Below are 19,678 nucleotides of genomic sequence, written 5' to 3' on the forward strand. Positions count from 1 at the left end.
GGCCGCCCGGCCGTCTTCCCGGCGCCCCGCCCCTCGAGCACCATGACCGGACCCGCCCCACCGTGCCCGCACCCTTCCGCCAGGAGGCGCCGCATGGACCACCCCACCCCCACCGCCCCACCCGCCGGGCTCGACGCCCTCCAGCGCGACCCGTACCCGCTCTACTCACATGCCCGGCGCGCCGAAGGCCTCAGCTACGTACCCGAACTGGACGCCTGGCTCGTGGCCCGTGACGCGGACGTCCGGGAGGTGCTGCTGCGCCCCGAGGACTTCTCCTCCGCCCAGTCGCTGCGCCCCGACGTCACGCCCGCGGGCCCGCCGCGCTCGCCGTCCTCGCCCAAGGCCTCGGCAACCGTCCCACCGTCGTCGCCACCGACGGCGCCGCCCACCGGCGCCACCGCGCCCCCCTCAACAGCGGCCTGTCCACCGCCCGCGTCGCCGCGCTCCTCCCGTACGCGGCCGAGGCCGCCGACGAGCTGGTCGACGGCTTCGCCGCCGACGGCGGGACCGAACTGATGACGGCGTACGCGCGAAAGCTCCCCGGCGCGGTCGTCGGCCACCTCCTCGGACTCGACCCCGCCGACGTCCCGGCCGCCGTGCACGGCGGCCACCGCGCCGAACAACTACTGTTCCGGCCGCTGACCGAGAGCGAGCAGGTCGCCGCCGCCGAGGACGTCGTCGCCCTCCAGCACCTCCTCGACACCTACCTACGCGACCGGCGCACCCGCCCCCGCGACGACCTGTGCTCCGCACTCGTCGCCGCGCTCGCCCCCGGCACCGGCGAGCTCACCCTCGACCAGCGCCACGAACTGGTCTCCACCCTCCAGAACTTCCTCATAGCCGACCTCACCACCACCGCCCTCATCGGCACCGCCCTGCTCCACCTCCTCAGCCGCCCCGACCAGTGGGACCTCCTCCGCACCAAGCCGGAACCGATACCCGCCGCCGTCGAGGAAGCCGCCCGCCACGACACCCCCGTCCAGGGCTTCCGCCGCACCACCACCCGCCCCGTCACCCTCGCCGGCACCCACCTGCCCGCCGGTGCCACGCTCTTGGTCGCGTACGGCTCCGCCAACCGCGACGAGACCCGCTACGAGCGCGCCGACACCTTCGACATCACCCGGTCGCTCACCCGTCCCCACATCCGCCACGTCGCCTTCGGCCACGGCGCGCACGGCTGCCCCGGCTCCCACCTCGCCCGCGCCCAACTGCGGCTCACCATCGAGCTGTTCGCCCGCCGCCTGCCCGGCCTGCGGCTCGCCGAGGGTCAGGACGTCGTGATGCGGCCCACCCTGATCCACCGTTCACCCGAGGCACTCCACCTCACCTGGGACCGCCGGCCGTGAGCCTCGGCGCCTCCGCCGCCGGATCCACCACCCCGTCCACCACCCCGTCCAGCCGACCCGCCAGCTCCCGCGCCCACGCCACCAGACCGGCCACATCGAGCCCGTACGGACGGTCCGGGTACACCCCGATCCGGTCCGCGCCCCGCAGCAGCAGCCGCGCCCCGCCCGCCGTGTTGCCGCGCGCGGCGTGCGTCAGACCGACCGCGAGCTGCGCCAGCCCCCGCCACAGCTCCCGCTCGCCCGCCCGCTCCTCCGGACACGACTTCCAGGCGTCCTCCAAGACCTCATGGGCGTGGAAGGGCATCCCGGAGTCCAGCAGCCGCTGCGCCTCCCGCACCGTCTCGGCCGGTGGGCGCACCACCCCCTCGGGCTGCCGCTCCACCCCCGCCTCGCCGTACGGCAGGGGGCGCCCCAGCCCGTCCCTGGGGCGTGCGCTGCGCGCCCGCCCCTCCTCGTCCCGGTCCCTCCGCGTCCTGTTCACGCCCCAATTGTCACCCGTCCGGCGGGTACCGTCCCAACCATGTCCGCCACCCGGGGTACGGGGCTACGCTCACCTTGCCACGATGTGTGGGGACTCGTCGGGTACTCGTGGGGGAGGGAAGGCGATGCTGCCGTCCCGGCCGGAACACCGGCTTGCCGTACCGCTGTTGGAGCGCGGGCCCGAGCTCGCCGCCGCGACGCGCGCCGTTGAGGCACTGTGCGGCCCCGCCGCCTCGGGCGGCCTGCTGATCTACCGGGGCGAGGCCGGAACCGGCAAGACGGCCCTGCTCGCCGCCGTCCGCCGGCTCGCGGAGGACCGGTGCGCCGTCCGCGGCGCACGCGGCGGCGAAACCGTCACCTCCGTGCCCTTCCACGTCGTACGGCAGTTACTGCGGCCGGCCCTCGCCGAGCTCGGCGACGACCGGATCAGGCACCTGTTCGGCGACTGGTACGACGTCACCGCGCCCGCCCTCGGCATCGCCGCGCCCAGCGGGCCGCCCGCCGACCCGCAGGGCGTCCGGGACGGCCTGGACTGGGTCCTCGCACGGCTCGCCGAGCGCCACCGCGCCCGGCCCCTGGTCCTGCTCGTCGACGACGCGCACTGGGTGGACACCGAGTCGCTGACCTGGCTCGTCTCCCTGGCCGTGAGCCTGCCGAGCCTGCCCCTGCTCGTCGTCCTCGCCCACCGCCCCGACCCGCCGGACGGGCCCGCCGGCACCCTGCTCGACCGGCTCGGCGACGCCGCCCGGCTGCGCGTCACCCTGTACCCATTCAGCCCCGGCGCGACCGCCGAACTCGCCCGCGCCACCCTCGGGGACCGCGCGGACGACCCCTTCTGCCGCGAGGTGTGGGCGGTGACCGGCGGCAATCCATACGAAACGGTCGAACTGCTCGCCAAGGTCCAGGACCGGATGCTCGACCCCGTCGAGCGGTCGGTGACCCGGCTGCGCGACCTCGGTGCCTCCGCGCGCGGCAGCGGACTCGTCGCCCGGCTGGAACGGCTCGGCACCGGACCCACCCGCCTCGCCTGGGCCGCCGCCGTCCTCGGCACCGACATCTCCCTGAGCCTCGCCGCCTCGCTCGCCGGGATGACCCCCGCCGAGGCCGCCGGCTGCGCCGAACGGCTCCGGGAGGCCCGTATCGTCACCGGCTCCGACCCGCTGGAGTTCGTCCACCCGCTCATCGCCACCGCCATATACCGCTCCATCCCGCCCGCCACCCGCACCGCCATGCACGGCCGGGCGGCCTGGGCCGTCGTCCGCGCGGGCCTCGGCGCCGCGGCCGCCTCCCGCCACCTGCTGGAGATCCACCCGGACGACGACGAGGACGTCGTCGCCCAACTGCGCGAAGCCGCCCGCGAACACCTCGCCGTCGGCGCCCCCGAGGCCGCCCGCCGCTGCCTGGAGCGCGCCCTCCAAGAGCCCCCGCCGCCCCACGCGTACGCCCAGGTCCTCTACGAACTCGGCTGCGCCGCCCTCCTCACCTCACCCCCCGCCACCGTCCGCCACCTCCGCTCCGCCCTCGCCCTGCCCGGCCTCGACGGCGACCTCCGCACCGACGCCACCTGCCGCCTCGCCCAGGCCCTCGCCCACAACAACCAGCTCCGCGAGGCCGCCCACTCCGTCGCCACCGAGGCCGCCCGCACCCCGTCCGGCGCCGCCCGCATGCGTCTCCAGGCGGCCCACTTCATGTACGAGGGGTTCCGGGCCACCGAGGACGACGGCCCCGGCCGCTCCCGCCGCCTCGCCGACCTCGCCGACCACCTCCCGGGCGCCGACAACGCCGAGCGCGCCCTGCTGTCCCTGCGGGCCTTCGACGCCATGCTGCGCGGCGAGGACGCCGAACACGTACTCCACCTGTGCGACCGCGCCCTCGTCGACGGCCGTCCCGCGCGCGGCCTGAGCTGGACCGACACCGACTGGGGCTTCGAGACCCCCGCCGTGGTCGGCGTCACCTACGCCTTCACGGACCGGCCCGACCGCGCCCTGACTCTGTTCGAGGAGGCGGTGCGCGCCTTCGAGATCTCCGGCTGGAGCGGCGCCCACCTCGCCTTCGCGCACACCCTCGTCGGCCTTGCCCACCGCCGCCGCGGCGACCTCGCCCTGGCCGAGAGCTACCTCCGCGAGGGCCTCCGCCTCGCCGACCGCGTCGGCACCGGACTGCCCGTCCAGTGGGACGCCGCCTGCCTGCTCATCGACACCCTGCTCGCCCGCGGCCGGGTCACCGAGGCACGCGGCGTCGCCACCCGCTACCGCTTCGGACCGCCCTGGCCCAGCGCCATGATCATGCCGGACGGCCCCTGCGTCCACGGCCGCCTGCTCCTCGCCGAAGGCCGTAGGAAGGAAGCCGTCACCGAACTGGAAGCCGCCGGCCGCGCCTTCGAGGCCCGCGACCGCCACAACGCCCTGTGGGCGCCCTGGGCCTTCGACCTCGCCCGCGCCCTGGCCACCGAGGACCCCTCCCGCGCCGCCCGGCTCGCCACCCGCGCCCGTGTCCAGGCCGAACGTTTCGGCACCGACACGGCCATCGGCGAAGCCCTCCGCTGCGCCGCCCTGTTCGCCCGCCCCGACGAAGCCGTCCAGCTCCTGGCCCAGGCGGTCCGCCACCTGGAGGCGTCCCCGTCGGCGTACGAACACGCACTGGCCCGCCACGAGTACGCCCTCGCCCTCCGCTCCCCGGCCGAACTCACCCGCGCCGCCACCCTCGCCGCCGCCTCCGGCGCCGACACCCTGGCCGCCCGCGCCCGCACCGACCACGCCCTCCTGACCCGTGACACGAACCCCGCCCCGGAGTGAGGTAATCTTCTCTTGCGCGCCCACCACGGCGAAAACCGCGGGACACGCGCATCGGGACGTGGCGCAGCTTGGTAGCGCACTTGACTGGGGGTCAAGGGGTCGCAGGTTCAAATCCTGTCGTCCCGACTGTGCGGAAACGCATGTCGGAGGTCGTTCTCTCATCCGTGAGAGGGCGGCCTTTCGTGCGTTCGGGGAGCTGGTGATCGCGGTGTGGTCGCAGGCCCGGGCCGGGACCGGTTCGCCGGGGTGCTGGAGATGGGTGGTGCGGGGGTGCGGAGTTCGTGGAGGGCTTCGCGGAGGCGGTGGATGTGGGCGCGCGACCGCGATGTCCTGCTCGTCCGTGTCGTCACCTCCGACAGAATCGAAGGCTGGGCGGAGTGGGCTGCCATGTCCGAGCCCCGCTACTGCGCCGAGCAGACCAGGGCTGCGGTGTCAGTCTGCTGAGCTATCGTTCCCACCACCGACACCGACTGTAGGGACCACGAGAATTGACCGGCCTGTCTGCTTTCCCGCTGCCCTTTCATGCTTCCCGTTCCATATCGTTCGCGACACCCCGAACGCTGCGGGAACTTCAGATGATGCGGTGCAGCGCGCACATCCGGGCGAAGCCGGGGTGGTTCGACAAGATGAACGATGCCGACATCGTCGCCAGGTGGACGCAAGAAGCGGTAGCCCAGGGCCTCACCGAAGCGCAGGTTCGATACGTGCTTGCCGAACTCGTGCATTACGCCGCGCTGCGGGACGGACGAACCGGTATCGAGGTGTCCGCCGTCGACGGGGTGTGGCAGTCGGACACGCTGGTCGACGACAAGCTCCGATCCCGGCTGCGCGAGGCGGTTCAGGCTCTGGAACGGGTCCCCGAAGCAGAACAGGACTGGCATCCCGGATCCGACGGGCAGGTACTGGATCTGGTTCATCCCTCACTGTTCTGCCTGGTGAGAGAGGTGAGCGGCGCGCCCGAGCGGGCTTGGCGGAACCCGACAAACCGCTACTCGAAGTACGAGTTCTCGGAGAAGTTCCAGTGGCTGCCCACGGACGTCGACGTCAGTGACGACGGCGATGTCGCCTTCCGTTCGTACGTCAACAACGTCCACCCCAGGACGCATCACGAACTGGCCTCCGTCCTGCCGGACTTGTTCGCGCGCTTTCGCCCGCTGCTGGAGAACGTGCTCACCGATCTGCGCCATCCGCGGCCCCTGCGGATCGAGGCCGATCCTTTCGGGTGGTACGACTCGGAGCCGGAGTATCCGGACAAATCCTCCCACAGTGATGATGGAGCCTACGCAGAAGCCCTCCGTGCATGGGAAGAGGCCCAGGACGATTGGTGGGAGAACCGCCGCCCGGCCATCCCGGACGCCCCGGACTTCACCCCGCCCGAGTTGCCCGCTGAATCCGCCCGAGTCGACCTGCGCGGCCGCCGTCTCCAGGTCATCGTCAAGCTCGCCACCATTCATCTCACCCCGGACAAGCCCGAATACCCAGGTGGTTCCTGGCATGTCGAGGGGATGTTGAACGAGCGGATCGTCTCGACCGGCATCTACTACTGGGACAGCGAGAACATCACCGAAAGCCGGCTGAGTTTCCGGGCGGCACTCGACGACCCGCACTACGAACAGAACGACGACAACGGTCTGCGCGAGGTCTACGGCCTGGAGGACGAAGACGCACTGAACCAGATGCTGGGATCGGCATCGACCCCAGCGGGCCGCTGCCTGGCGTTCCCGAACATCCTGCAACACCGCGTCGGCTCATTCCGCCTCATGGACCCCACCCGCCCGGGGCACCGCAAAATCCTTGCGTTCTTCCTGGTCGACCCGTCGGAGAAGATCGTCTCGACATCCGATGTCCCACCGCAGCAACCGTGGTCCGACACCTCCACCATGACGCTTGAACAGGCCAAGAACTACCGCGAACAACTCATGCAGGAACGCAAGTTCTTCGTCGACGAACACAACGAGCAGCTCTACGAACGAGAATTCTCCCTCTGTGAGCACTGAACTTCTTCTGTCCTGAATACATTTCCACGTGGAACGCGAGGCGCACGGCCCCTGTCTCCGGGGCCGCGGCGATTGGTCTCGAAGATGTCTCCGTTCCTCTTCCACATGTGCCGCCATCTCTCGGTACGCCTCCATGGGCACGTGCGATGTCCGGGACACCGGAGCCACTGCGACCTGCGTGTTCCGCGATGTCCCGGACAGGCCCGCGAGGGCAGTGGCGGCGGCCGGAGCCGGCCGCTACCTCATACCGCTCCCGGGTTCAGCGCGGAGCGGACCGCGGACGATCCCGTACCGCGCCCGGTGAAGTAGTTCGCGTCCTTGGGGCGTGCGGCGTCATGGTCGGCGGGGCGGGGAGCCGGTTCCAGATGGGGTATGTACTTGGAGCAGTGGATGTAGGCCTCTTCGACGCTCAGGTGGACCCACATCTCAGGACCGCGCCCGGGCGCGACGTCGGTGGGCAGAGTGGGGTGGAGGGAGCGCAGGGCGGCGTCGCCGTAGAGCCGGGCCACACCGTTGACGTGGAGGCCCACGTGGTGGTGGGTGAAGTCCACGAACAGCATGCCGAGGTGGGGGTTCTCCGCCATGTTGCCGGCGCTGGCGAGCACACCGTTCCCGCGGAACTCGGGATAGGCGAGCGTGCGGTCGTCCAGCACGTGGACGAATCCGGGCGGCCCGGCGCGGAAGCTGGCGTCGCATTCGCCGTGGGAGTCGGCGGTCGCCAGGAAGACCATGGCCTGGCGGCCGATGAACTCCCGCATCTCGGGTGTGAGGCGGGGGCGCACCTGCTGGTCGTAGAACCGGGCGGCGCGCTCGGTGGTGCCCAGCTGCTGCTGCAGCCGGTGTTCACCTGCTGATCCGAAGGGCGGCGGGTGCAAGGTCACGGGCGTTCTCCTGGCAGGAAGGGCAAGCGCGTGGCTCAGTGAAGGGACAGGACGGGCGTCTCGAACGGGTCGTGATGGATGCGGTCGGGCGAGGTGCCATTGCGGGTGAGCGTCTCACTGGCGGAGACGACCATCGGCGCCGGGCCGCTGAGATAGACGTCGTGCTGGTACCACGGTCCGTACTCGGCCAGGACCTCCGGGAGGGATCCCCGGATTCCGGGGATGTGCTCGTGCGAGACCGCGCCCCTGATGGTCAGCCAGTGGTACCGCTGGGCCATCCGGAGCATGTCGTCGACCCCGTACAGCTCCGCGCCGGTGCGGGCACCGAGGAACAGGTCCACCTGGTGGCGCCCGCCGCGGCGGGCGACCTCCTCGACGAGCGCGCGGATCGGAGCGAGGCCGGTGCCGCCGGCCACGAAGAGCAGGTCCCTGAAGACGGCGGCGTCCAGCACCATGTCCCCCATCGCGGGCCCCAGCCGGACCACGTCGCCCACCGCGGCCCGGTGCACCAGCGCGTTGCTGACCGAGCCGCCGGCCACCGCGCGCACATGGAAGGTGAGGGTGCCGTCCTCACGCGGTGCGTTGGCGGGGGAGTAGGAGCGCCACCGTTTGGGCCACCAGGGGGTCTCGACACTGACGTACTGCCCGGCGGCGTACTCGTAGGGCATGTGGGGACGCACGGTGATCTCGGCGATGCCGTGTGCACGCGGGAGGCGGTGCACCACCGTGGCGGGCCACACGGCGGGCCGTACCGCCTCGTCCTCCTCGGCAGCCTTGATCATGACGTCGGCGACCGCGCCGTACGCCTTCGCCCAGGCGGCAGCGGTGTCCGCGCTCCACACGGGGCCGGCGTAGCGGGCCAGCGAGTCCAGGAGGCACTCGCCCACGGCCGGGAAGTGCGCGGCGAGGGTGCCGAACTTGCGGTGGTCGCGACCGAGATGTCCACAGAAGCGAACCAGGCTCTCGGGGTCGTCGACCAAATCCACGATACGCAGCAGCGCCCGCAGCAGGCGGCCGCGCTGGGCGTCGAGACCCGGCGGGAACATCGGACGGACCTCGGGGTGGCGGGCGAAGAGGATCGCGTAGAAATAGACCGTCATTTCGGTGGCGAGTGGCTCGACCACCAGGACGGAGGCGCGTATGAGGTCCGTCTCGTGGGCCGACAGAGGCGCCTCGACGGTCTCCGGCTCACCGGTGTGTACGGCCGCGGTGGACGCCCGGTCCGCCGGAGAGGGGTACGCGGGTGTGCTCCGTGAGCGGTTGATCCGGAATCTCAACGGACCAGCGCTCCCCCATCCGCTATTCGGGATGGTCTGCCTCCGGAGGGCCGGCGCGTGTGCCCCGGAACGCCGTCGCTCATGAGGCATGGCCCTCCGAGCGCGCTACGGAGGAGAGCGGTGACCGGGGCATCGAAGGGGGCGATCATGAGTCCTCATGGTGGGCTGGAGCGTTGAATCGGAGCAAGCGGTTCCGGACGCTACATGACCATGCAGGTGACTCAGAAGTAACTAAGGGGTACGCAGGGACAGTCGCCGCGCCGTGATCACGTCCGAGGTGACCAGTACCTGTTCCGCCGTCACGTCCGTGAGGAACACGAAAGGCGGCACCAACGGCGGCACGGGCAGCCGGTCCGGAGTGAAGGTCAGGCACACCAGCCCCTCCACACAGCCGCGGAAGCGGGTCAGGTAGAGGGTGACGTCACCACTCAGGTCGAGGCGGTGTGCGCCCAGTGAGAGGCGAGGGCCACCGTCACCGGTGGTCATCCGGTACTCCCGCAGGGATGCCTGCCGCATGCGCAGCACCATCACCCTGACCGTGCCGTCCAGCGTCGGGATGTCGCGTACGCCGGCCACGATGAAGCCCTCCGGCCGGAACTCCTCGGCGGTGATGGTCGGCGGCGTGCGGCCGCTCGGGGGTGGGGTGGCCGGCGCGGCGGCGGCCCGTCCGCTGCCCGTGGTGACCGCCGTGGCCAGCAGGACCAGGGGAAGGGCGGCGGCCAGTACGCGTGGTGCGCCCCGCTCGCCGGGCGGGGCCGGCGGGGTGTCACGCGGGCCGCCGCTGCCGGTGTCGGCGTCGGCGCCCGTGCCCGTGCCCGTGCCCGTGCCCGTGCCGGGGCCCGTGCTCGTGCTCGTGCCGTCTCCGGAGGGCTCGGCGCCGTGAGTGGGGGCCGGGGTCCAGCCGAAGCCCAGGGCGCTGCCCAGGATTCCCAGGACGCTCCCCACCAGGAACCCGCCCAGATTGGTCGCCGCGAAGGACAGCACCGACAGGATCAGGGCGTTGACGCTCACGTAGTGCCGGGTGTGGGGAAGCGCCCACAGGAAGACGCCGGCCGCCATCAGCGCCAGGCCGATGGCGATCGCGGCGATGCCGCCCAGCCCCAGACTCACCAGGACGGTCACCGGGGACAGGGGTACGAGGAGCAGTTCGGTGCCGGCCAGCACCAGCAGCAGCCCGGCGCCGAACGGGCGGGTCCGGCGCCAGTCGCGGAAGCGATGGCGGGCGCCGGGCAGGGGCAGCGCGTCGTCGAGCCGGGCGGCGAGCCGCCGCAGCCCCTCCCGGCGGCGGCGCAGGGCGCTCAGAAACACTGTGCGCCGTCCAGGCTGACGTCCAGCTTGAGCCCCGTGAGGTGGAAGTTGCCGCCCGTGGCGGACCAGGCGTGCGAGCGGACCCGGTCCACCTCGATGTCTCCCGCCTGGAGACCGAACGCCCCGGCCGGCCCCTTGACGCCGGACACCTCGTCGAGGGTGGATGCGTCGCGGCCGATCTCGGCCGTACCGAAGCGTGCGTCACCCACCAGGTCCTCGCCGTCGATCACCAGGTGCTCCGCGGTCACGACCCCCGCGTCGCCGCCCGCCGTGAGCTTGAAGACGACGGTCCCCACCGGTGTCCTGACACGCGCGGACTGGCAGATGTCGGTCAGCGTCGCCTTGCCCAGGCCGAGCAGGGCGACCGGGTGCGCCGTGCCGTCGACGCTCCGGTCGGTGTGTACGTACGAGGCGAGGCCCTCGCTGCTGAGCTTGCTGGACGACACCTGGAAGCTGGTGCCGGAGACCGCGAACGAGGCGGCGAGCGCGCCCTCGGCCATCAGGAGGGCCATGCCGGCCAGGGCGGCGAAACCGGGTACGGCGAGAGCCGCCGACCTCTTCCAGTTCGTGCGGGCGCGGGGGTGCGTGGGTGTGCTCACTGATCCTCCCGAACGTCGTGTGGTGCGTACGGAAGTGCTGCTGACGGATTGTCAGGGAGGCTAGGGCGTTATGAGAAGCAGCGTCAATAGGATGGGCGGTGGCAGCCCCGGGCCGCCGCCCGGCGGAACGGGTGCGGTGCGCGGACGCGACCGCCCCGGCCGGTGGGTACCGGCCGGGGCGGGTGATGTGGTGCGGTTGCGCCACCGCACTCGCCGTACTGACGTGGCGTCAGGCCAGCGTGGCGAGGGCCTGGTTGAAGGTGGCCGAGGGACGCATGACCGCCGAGGCCTTGGCCGCGTCCGGGTGGTAGTAGCCGCCGATCTCGGCCGGCTTGCCCTGGACCGCGATCAGCTCGTCGACGATCTTCTGCTCATTGTCGGTGAGCGTCTGGGCGAGCGGGGCGAACGCCTTCGCCAGCTCGGCGTCGTCGGTCTGCTTCGCCAGCTCCTGCGCCCAGTACAGGGCGAGGTAGAAGTGGCTGCCGCGGTTGTCGATGCCACCGAGGCGACGGCTCGGCGACTTGTCCTCGTTGAGGAACGTCGCGGTCGCGCGGTCCAGGGTGTCGGCCAGGACCTGGGCGCGGGCGTTGCCCGTGGTCTGGGCGAGGTGCTCGAAGCTGACCGCGAGGGCGAGGAACTCGCCCAGGCTGTCCCAGCGCAGGTAGTTCTCCTTGACCAGCTGCTGGACGTGCTTGGGCGCGGAGCCACCGGCACCGGTCTCGAACAGACCGCCGCCGTTCATCAGCGGGACGACCGAGAGCATCTTCGCGCTCGTACCCAGCTCCAGGATCGGGAACAGGTCGGTCAGGTAGTCACGCAGCACGTTGCCGGTGACGGAGATCGTGTTCTCGCCGCGGCGGATCCGCTCGACGGACAGCTTCGTCGCCTCGACCGGGGACATGATGCGGATGTCCAGGCCCTCGGTGTCGTGCTCCGGGAGGTACCGCTTGACCTTCTCGATGAGCACGGCGTCGTGGGCGCGGGTCTCGTCCAGCCAGAACACCGCCGGGTCGCCGGTCGCGCGGGCGCGGGTGACGGCCAGCTTCACCCAGTCCTTGATCGGCGCGTCCTTGGTCTGGCAGGCGCGGAAGATGTCACCGGCCGAAACGGCCTGCTCCAGGACGACGTTGCCGGCCTCGTCGACCAGACGGACGGTACCTGTAGTGGGGATCTCGAAGGTCTTGTCGTGGCTGCCGTACTCCTCGGCCTTCTGCGCCATCAGACCGACGTTGGGCACCGAGCCCATGGTCGCCGGGTCGTACGCGCCGTTGGCCCGGCAGTCGTCGATGACGACCTGGTAGACGCCGGAGTAGCTGCTGTCCGGCAGCACGGCGAGCGTGTCGGCCTCCTGGCCGTCCGGGCCCCACATGTGACCGGAGGTGCGGATCATGGCCGGCATGGAGGCGTCGACGATGACGTCGGAGGGGACGTGCAGGTTGGTGATGCCCTTGTCGGAGTCCACCATGGCGAGCTCCGGGCCCTCGGCGAGCTCGGCGTCGAAGGAGGCCTTGATGTCGGCACCCTCGGGCAGGGCCTCCAGGCCCTTGTAGATGCCGCCGAGACCGTCGTTCGGCGTCAGGCCGGCCGCGGCGAGTGCCTCGCCGTACTTCGCGAACGTCTTCGGGAAGAAGGCGCGCACGACGTGGCCGAAGACGATCGGGTCGGAGACCTTCATCATCGTGGCCTTGAGGTGTACGGAGAACAGGACGCCCTCCGCCTTGGCCTTGGCGACCTGGGCGGTCAGGAACTCGCGCAGGGCGGCGACCCGCATGACGGAGGCGTCGACGACCTCGCCCGCCAGGACGGGGACCGACTCGCGCAGGACGGTGGTGGTGCCGTCGTCGCCCGCCAGCTCGATACGGAGCGAGCCGGCCTCGGAGACCGTCACGGACTTCTCGGTGGAGCGGAAGTCGTTCTGGCCCATGGTGGCGACGTTGGTCTTGGAGTCGGCCGACCAGGCACCCATGCGGTGCGGGTGGGTCTTGGCGTAGTTCTTGACCGACGCGGGGGCGCGGCGGTCGGAGTTGCCCTCGCGCAGGACCGGGTTGACGGCGCTGCCCTTGACCTTGTCGTAACGGGCGCGGATGTCCCGCTCCTCGTCCGTCTTCGGGTCGTCCGGGTAGTCCGGCAGCGCGTAGCCCTGCTCCTGCAGCTCGGCGACCGCGGCCTTCAGCTGCGGGATCGAGGCCGAGATGTTCGGCAGCTTGATGATGTTGGCCTCGGGCGTCTTGGCCAGCTCGCCGAGCTCGGCGAGCGCGTCGTCGATGCGCTGCCCCTCCTGGAGGTACTCGGGGAAGCCGGCGATGATCCGGCCCGCCAGCGAGATGTCCCGGGTCTCCACGCGGACCCCGGCCGTCGACGCGTACGCCTGGACCACGGGCAGGAACGAGTGCGTGGCCAGGGCCGGGGCCTCGTCAGTGTGTGTGTAGATGATGGTCGAGTCAGTCACCGGGTGCTCCGCTCCACGTCTGCAACATTGCTCGACATCAAGATATCTCGTGATCGACGTCTTCTCGACAGGGGTCGGGGTCCTTTCCGGAGGGTGGCGCCGGCAGGAACCCGTCGCGCACGAAGAAGCGGACATAGCGTGCGAAGAGTGCGTCGTCGACCTCTGGCGACACCACTCCGGAGCCGTCCAGTGCGCGGCGGGTGGCGGAGGAGTCGAACAGGGGGGAGTCCGACGGTGACGCCTGGCTTCCCGTCGGCGGGAGCAGGCCCAGGAGCGGGTACGCCGCGTTCTCCGGGTGCCGCTCCATGTGGCGGTGCCAGTCCGCCAGCGGTACGTCGTCCAGTGGGTAGCCCAGGGACCGCAGGCGGTCCACGATGCCCGTGAAGAGGCGGAGCCGCTCGCTGGAGACGTGGAACGTCGCCCCGGCGGCCGACGGGTCGCCGGCCAGGACGGTGATCGCCCCGCTGACGTGGTCCACCGGCACCAGGTCGAAGTCCGAGACGTAGTCGCCAGGGGCGCGGCCCGCCTGAATACAGCCCTTCACGAGCAGCCAGAGGAAGTCGGCCGCCTGGCACACGCCGGTCACGCTGGAGCCGCTGATACGCGTGGGGCGGTACACCGTCACGGGCAGGCCGCGCTCCCGGGCCTGGGCGACGAGCGTCTCGGCCACCCACTTCGACTCGGCGTACCCGTTGCGCAGCAGGGCCACGTCCCCCAGCGGATGGCCGGGCAGGACGCGGCCCCTCGGCGGACCGGCCGCCGGGAAGACGCCCACGGTGGAGACGTGGTGCACGGGGACCGTGCGGTGGGCGGCGGCCAGGCGCAGGACCTCGGCGGTCCCGTCCACGTTGGCCGCCTTCAGCCGTTCGTAACCGTACGCGAGGTTCACCTCCGCGCCCGTGTGGAACACCACGTCGACGATGCGGGCCAGCTCGTCGAACCCGTCCTCCCCGAGCCCCAGCCGGGGCAGCGCCAGGTCGCCGGGGACCGCCCGGATCCGGTGCGCGCGGGAGTCGTCCCACAGCCCGTAGCGCTCCAGCGTGGCGCGGAGCCGCTTCTCGGCGGCGGACGTGTCCGAGGCCCGGACCAGGCAATGGACCACGGCACCGGTCCGCTCCAGCAGGTCACGCAACAGGAACGCGCCGAGGAACCCGGTGGCGCCCGTCAGCAGGACGTGGCGCGGGTCGCCGGCGACGTACACCACCTCCCGCGCGGGTGTGATGTCCGGGGCGAGCGTCTCGGGGCCGATGGCCGGCACTGCCCGCCCGCTTCCGCGGGTGGTGGCGAGCGCGGTGAGCGCGCCGAGGGTGGGGGCCGCGACGATGTCGGCGGGGCGGATGTCCAGCCCCAGCTCGGTACGGATACGGACGGACAGCCGTACCGCCAGCAGGGAGTCGCCGCCGAGCGAGAAGAAGGACTGGTCCGGGTGGATGTCCGGGGTGCGCAGTACGTCGGCCCAGATGGCGGCCAGGGCGTGTGACGGCCGGGCGGCGGCAGGGGCGACACGGGTGGTGGCGGGGGCGGGCGCTGCGGGTGGCGCTGCGGGGGCGTACAGCCGGTGCACCGCCGCCCGGTCCGTCTTGCCGCTCGCGGTCAGCGGGAGGCCCGGGACGCGGACCAGCGACGCCGGGACGAGGTGGCGGGGAAGCCGCTCCAGGAGCGCCCCACGCACCCGCTCCGGCTCGGGACCCTCCGTGCCGGTCCCGGTGTAGTACGCCACGAGCCGCTTGTCCTCCGCGCCCGTACCGTCCACCCGCACCACGGCGTCGCTCACGCCCGGCACCGCCTTCAGCGCGGCCTCGACCTCGCCCGGCTCCACCCGGTATCCACGGATCTTGACCTGGTCGTCAGCGCGGCCGAGGAACTCGATCGTGCCGTCCGCCAGGAACCGCCCCCGGTCCCCGGTGCGGTAGAGCAGGCCGCCGGACCGGCCCGGGGCGAAGGGGTCGGGCACGAACCGGCGGGCCTGCGCGGCCTCCTCGGAGAGGTAGCCGAGGGCGACGGCGTCACCGGCGGCACAGATCTCACCGACCGTGCCCACCGGGCACGGCCGGAGCCGGCCGTCCAGGACGTACACCCTGCTCCCGGGCACCGGCCGGCCGATCGAGGGGCGGTCCGGCCACGCCGGGGGCGCACCGCTGAGGGGGTGGGCCGTGACCACATGGGTCTCGGAGGGGCCGTACTGGTTCTCCAGGCGCGCCCCGGGGCAGGCGGCGGTGAAGAACCTCCGGATCGCCGGGGTCGCGTACAGCTGCTCCCCGGCCGTGATCACCTCGCGGAGACTCGCGGCGGAGCGGCCGGCGGCGACGGCGTACTCGGCGAGCTGCTGCAGGGCCACGTAGGGGACGAAGAGGCGGTCTACCGCGTGCCGCTCGATGAGGTCGAGCAGGCGGTGCGGGTCGCCGCGCGTGCCGTCGTCCGCGAGGACGAGCGTCCCGCCGCTCGCCCAGGTGGCGAACATCTCCTGGAACGCCACGTCGAAGCCGGGCGGCGCGAACTGGAGCGTGCGCGATCCGGCGTCGGCGGCCGAGGCACGGCACTGCCAGTCCAGGAGCGCGGCCAGGGAGCGGTGGGGCAGGGCCACGCCCTTGGGCCGCCCGGTCGAGCCGGAGGTGTACACGACGTACGCCGGGTCCTCGGGGGACGTCTCGGGAAGGGGCCCATGGAGCTCGCCCCGGGGAGCGTCGTCCAGGAAGAGGACGCGTACGCCGGTGCCGGCCGGGGGCGCCGCTGCCGCGCGGGTGGTCAGCACGGCCGCCATGCGGCTGTCGCGGATCATGAAGGCGGCGCGTTCGGCCGGGAGGGAGGGGTCCAGGGGGACACAGGCGGCGCCCGCCCTGAGCACGCCCAGGACGGCGACGAGGGCGTCCGCCGACCGTCCGATACGGATACCTATTCGCTTCCGGGTCAGTCCTTCGGAGACCAGCCACCCGGCCAGGGAGTCGGCGGCGGCCGACAGCCCGGCGTACGTCAGGCTCCGCTCGCCGTGCACGACGGCCGGGGCGTCGGGAGTCCGCCGCGAGGTCCGGGCGACCAGCTCATGGGCGTGCGGCAGGGGCAACGGGCCCGCCGGCTCGGGGCCCCGCGGCAGCGTGTCGGTCACCAGCCGCCGTTCCGCCTCGGGCATGAGGTCCAGGTCGTCCAGGGCAGCGTCCGGGTTCCGGGTGGCATCGGCCAGCAGAGCCAGGAAGCGCTCGGTCAGGCGGTGCGCGCTCGACGGGTCGAGGACGCCGGTCGCGTACTCCATCAGGGCCCGGTAACCGCCCTCATGGGGGACGAGCTCCAGGAACAGGTCGAACTTCGCGGTGCCGTTGTGGCCGTAGAGGCGCTCGGCGGACACGCCCGGCAGCCGCAGTCCCGGAGCGTCGGCGTCGTCGACCGTGAACACCACCTGGAACAGCGGGAACCGTCCCGGCACACGCTCGCCCGCCAGCTCCGCGACCAGCCGGCTGTGCGGAACATGACGGTGCGCCATGGCCCCGCGTACGCAGGTGGCGCTCTCCTTGACGAGCTCCCCGAACGTCTGTCCGGGCCGGACGCGCTGACGCAGCGGCAGGACATCGCTCAGGCAGGCGATCAGCGGTTCCAGCTCCAGCCGGTCCCGCCGGGTGACCGGGGTGCCCAGCACGATGTCGTCCTGGCCGCCGAGCCGCGCCACAAGGGCGGTCAGGGCGGCGGTGAACAGCACGAAGGGCGTCGTACGGAGCCGGCGGCAGGCCCCGCGTACGGCATCGGCGAGGTCGGGGCCCACGGCGAACTCGACGAGCCCGCCCCGGTGGTCCGGCACGGCAGGGCGGGGCCGGTCCAGCGGGACCGTGGACTCGGCGGGAGCGCCGTCCAGCGTCCGGCGCCAGTACGCCATGGCCTCGTCCTGCGCGTCCTGCGCGTCCTGCGCGGCTTCTCGTTGGGCGCGGGCGTAGGCGCCGAACGTCGTGGGCAGCTCCGGCAGTCCGGGTGCGCGGCGCTCGACGGCGGCCCGGTACAGCTCGCTGAACTCCTGGTCGAGGAGGCGGAACGACCACCCGTCGATGGCCGCGTGGTGCAGCGCGACCGCCAGGACGGCGTCCCGCTCACCGGTGCGCACCAGCGTCGCCCGCAGCAGCGGCGGCCGGTCGGCGGGCAGCGGCCCGGAGACGGCCGCCCGGACCGCCTCGGCCAGCGCGCCCGGCGCGCCCGGTGCGACCCGGCGGACGGCGAGCGGAACCGGCGCCGGCGGGGACACCCGCTGCACGGTCCGGCCACCCTCCAGGACCAGGGCGGTGCGCAGGGGTTCGTGCCGTGCGACGACGCCCGTCAGCGCCGCCCGGACGGCAGGGACGTCGATGTCGCCGCGCAGGCGGTGGATCCATGACTCGACGTAACGTCCGGCTCCCGCCTGGAACTGGTCGTTGAGCCAGATCGACTCCTGCTCGAACGACATCGGGTGAGTGACCGGGTCATGAGTGTCGAACGTGGTCACGCGTCGTCCTCCCCCGTGCCGTGGCCCGGCCGGAGCGCGCGCAGCAGCGCCGGCCGGTCCAGTTTGCCGTTGGCGGTGAGCGGCAGGGCCGCCCGCCTGCGCACCAGCTCGGGTACGAGATGGCGGGGCAGCCTGGCAGCCAGTTCCCGGCGCACCGCCTGGGGCCGCAGTGGGTCGTGGGCGGGGGCGTCCGTGTAGAACAGCGCCAGGCGCTCGTAGCCTCCGTTCGCGCCGGGTACGGGGACGACCGCGCAGTCGGCCACGCCGGGCACGGTGCGTACGACGGCTTCCACCTCCTCCGGCTCGACCCGGTGGCCGCGTACCTTCACCTGCCGGTCGGCGCGGCCGGTGAAGTGCACGACGCCGTCGCCGTCCTGGAACCCGAGGTCCCCGGTCCGGTACACCCGGGTGGGTACGCCGTCGACGGTGACGGTCGGGAACATGCGGGCGGTCAGCTCCGCGTCGCCCAGATAGCCCAGCGCGATGCCGTCACCCGAGACGCAGATCTCACCTGTGGTGCCCGGCGCGGCCGGCCGCCCGTCGTCCGTCAGGATGTGCACCCTTCGGCCCGGTACCGAATCGCCGACCGGGATCCCGGACGGGACGTCGCAGTCGGAGCGGCGTACGCGGCGGGCCGTGGTGAAGACGCAGGTCTCGACGGGCCCGTAGCCGTTGGTCAGTTCGATGGCCGGGTGGCGGTCGAGGAAGGCGCGCACCCGGGGGACGGAGAGCCGTTCACCGCCCGTCAGCACATGGCGCAGCCCCTCGAAGCAGCCGGGGTCCTCGTCGACGAAGAGGTGGAACAGCGACGCGGTGAGCCAGACCGTGTCCACCCCTTCGCGCTCGACGAGGGCGCGCAGCGTACCGGGGAGCAGGTAGCCGCCGTCGAGCAGCACACTGGTGCCACCGTTGATCAGCGGTCCCCAGACCTCCAGGGTGAAACCGTCCCAGGACACGGGTGCCGCCTGCGGCATCACCGGCGCCCTCACGCCGCCGGGGCCGAACGGTTCGAAGGAGCCGTCGAACAGGCTGATCGTGGCGCGGTGCCCGGACACCACCGCCTTGGGGCGGCCGGTGGTGCCGGAGGTGAAGAAGACCGTGGCGGGACAGGACCCGTCCACCGGCGGCCGCGCCCCGCGCCCGGGTCCTCGGTGGGCCGCTTCCCGGGGAAGGAGACCGTGCACCGAAGGGGAGCACAGCGCGCCCTCCCAGCCGTCCCACGGATCCGGCGCCACGGTCACGCGGGGCGCGAGCATGCCTGCCACCGCGCGCAGCCGTTCGACGGGCCAGCCGGGATCCAGGGCCGCGTACGCGGCCCCCGTCTTCAGTACGCCGAGGAGCGCCGCCACCAGCGTCGCCGAACGCGGCAGCACGACCGGCACGAACGTGTCCGGTCCGGCCCCCCGGTCCAGGAGTTCGGCGGCCCACGCGTCGGCCGCCGCGTCCAGTTCGGCGTAGCCGACGCGCCGTGCGCCGTCGACCAGGGCGACCGCGTCGGGTCTGTGCTCGGCGTGCCGCTCGACGGCTTCGTGGATCAGGGACGGCCCGCCGGTGCCCGCCGCGGGGTCACCGGCGGCGCGGTGCGCCGGAGCGGTGCGGGGCGCCGGGGCGGCGTCGGGGGCCACGGCGGCGCGGGTCATCGGGCGTCCCCGGCGGGGGCCACGGCCGAGGCGAAATCGGCGAGGTCCTCGCTGTCGAGCAGGGTCTCGGGCGGGATGTCCACGCCCAGTTCGCGGCCGACGCGCAGGCATATGCGTATCGCGTCCAGGGAGGTGCCACCGAAGTCGTAGAAGCTGTCCGTCAGCCGGTGGGGCCCGGCGCCCGTCACCTCTGCCACGACGGACAGCACGACGTCCACGACATGTTCGGCGGGCGAGGCGCTCTCAGTGCTCACGTGCGGGGCTGACACCCTGGATGTCCCTTCTGGTCTCTTCTGCTCTCTCGGCTTGAATCCGCCACCGCCGGACGGGTGTTATCGAACACGTCCGGCGGACCTTCGCACATCCTGCCCCATGGCCCGATGTGGCCGTTTCCGTGGAGGGGCGGTTTCCGGCCGAGGCTCATACGGAAGCCTTCTCTTCACTGGA

General features: G+C 72.5%; 11 protein-coding genes, 1 tRNA gene and 1 pseudogene. 4 read left to right on the forward strand and 9 right to left on the reverse strand.

Annotated elements, in window-relative coordinates:
- Positions 1-93: 93 nt before the first annotated feature.
- Positions 94-1,346, forward strand: a pseudogene (locus BKD26_RS27810) (cytochrome P450).
- Here BKD26_RS27810 and BKD26_RS27815 read toward each other — a convergent pair.
- Complete coding sequence (locus BKD26_RS27815; protein ID WP_084903601.1) at positions 1,324-1,827, reverse strand: DUF309 domain-containing protein; 504 nt, start codon at positions 1,825-1,827, stop codon at positions 1,324-1,326. The pseudogene BKD26_RS27810 and the gene BKD26_RS27815 sit on opposite strands and share 23 nt — an antisense overlap.
- Positions 1,828-1,951: 124 nt before the next feature.
- Between BKD26_RS27815 and BKD26_RS27820 the strand changes: the two genes are divergently transcribed.
- The 3 genes from BKD26_RS27820 to BKD26_RS27835 all read left to right on the forward strand — a co-directional run bounded on the left by BKD26_RS27820 (position 1,952) and on the right by BKD26_RS27835 (position 6,618).
- On the forward strand, positions 1,952-4,621 hold the full coding sequence (locus BKD26_RS27820; protein WP_084903603.1) for a tetratricopeptide repeat protein: 2,670 nt from the start codon (positions 1,952-1,954) through the stop codon (positions 4,619-4,621).
- Between the two features lie 52 nt (positions 4,622-4,673).
- Positions 4,674-4,747, forward strand: a tRNA-Pro gene (locus tag BKD26_RS27825).
- Positions 4,748-5,109: 362 nt separating this feature from the next.
- Positions 5,110-6,618 (forward strand): DUF4246 domain-containing protein, encoded by a 1,509-nt coding sequence (locus BKD26_RS27835; RefSeq protein ID WP_084903608.1) that lies wholly within the window; start codon positions 5,110-5,112, stop codon positions 6,616-6,618.
- A gap of 242 nt (positions 6,619-6,860) precedes the next feature.
- Here BKD26_RS27835 and BKD26_RS27840 read toward each other — a convergent pair whose 3' ends face one another.
- The 8 genes from BKD26_RS27840 to BKD26_RS27875 form a co-directional block, all read right to left on the reverse strand.
- Positions 6,861-7,499: a pyridoxamine 5'-phosphate oxidase family protein gene (locus tag BKD26_RS27840; RefSeq protein ID WP_084903611.1), complete on the reverse strand. Its 639-nt coding sequence runs from the start codon at positions 7,497-7,499 to the stop codon at positions 6,861-6,863.
- A gap of 35 nt (positions 7,500-7,534) precedes the next feature.
- The gene (locus tag BKD26_RS27845; RefSeq protein ID WP_084903613.1) at positions 7,535-8,776 is read right to left on the reverse strand and encodes a globin domain-containing protein; all 1,242 of its coding nucleotides are present in this window, start codon (positions 8,774-8,776) and stop codon (positions 7,535-7,537) included.
- Positions 8,777-9,007: 231 nt separating this feature from the next.
- A complete protein-coding gene (locus tag BKD26_RS27850; protein WP_241518879.1) occupies positions 9,008-10,084 on the reverse strand; it encodes a DUF6114 domain-containing protein in 1,077 nt (358 codons plus the stop codon).
- Positions 10,075-10,683 carry a DUF6230 family protein gene (locus BKD26_RS27855; protein WP_084903616.1) on the reverse strand — a complete coding sequence of 203 codons (609 nt, stop codon included), beginning with the start codon at positions 10,681-10,683 and terminating at the stop codon, positions 10,075-10,077. The genes BKD26_RS27850 and BKD26_RS27855 overlap by 10 nt, the downstream gene beginning before the upstream one ends.
- Positions 10,684-10,912: 229 nt before the next feature.
- Positions 10,913-13,132: an NADP-dependent isocitrate dehydrogenase gene (locus tag BKD26_RS27860; RefSeq protein ID WP_084903618.1), complete on the reverse strand. Its 2,220-nt coding sequence runs from the start codon at positions 13,130-13,132 to the stop codon at positions 10,913-10,915.
- A gap of 37 nt (positions 13,133-13,169) precedes the next feature.
- Positions 13,170-17,591: a non-ribosomal peptide synthetase gene (locus BKD26_RS27865; protein ID WP_084903621.1), complete on the reverse strand. Its 4,422-nt coding sequence runs from the start codon at positions 17,589-17,591 to the stop codon at positions 13,170-13,172.
- Positions 17,588-19,231: an amino acid adenylation domain-containing protein gene (locus BKD26_RS27870; protein ID WP_084903624.1), complete on the reverse strand. Its 1,644-nt coding sequence runs from the start codon at positions 19,229-19,231 to the stop codon at positions 17,588-17,590. Before BKD26_RS27870 ends, BKD26_RS27865 begins: the two co-directional genes overlap by 4 nt.
- Complete coding sequence (locus tag BKD26_RS27875) at positions 19,228-19,485, reverse strand: acyl carrier protein (protein WP_179166728.1); 258 nt, start codon at positions 19,483-19,485, stop codon at positions 19,228-19,230. Before BKD26_RS27875 ends, BKD26_RS27870 begins: the two co-directional genes overlap by 4 nt.
- Positions 19,486-19,678: the final 193 nt, after the last annotated feature.

It is taken from the genome of Streptomyces sp. CB03238, from assembly GCF_002099185.1.
Taxonomy (GTDB): domain Bacteria; phylum Actinomycetota; class Actinomycetes; order Streptomycetales; family Streptomycetaceae; genus Streptomyces.

Excerpts from the sequence above, each read along its gene's own strand:
- BKD26_RS27820 (WP_084903603.1), top strand. The coding sequence starts at position 1,952 with ATGCTGCCGTCCCGGCCGGAACACCGGCTTGCCGTACCGCTGTTGGAG.
- BKD26_RS27870 (WP_084903624.1), bottom strand. The coding sequence starts at position 19,231 with ATGACCCGCGCCGCCGTGGCCCCCGACGCCGCCCCGGCGCCCCGCACC.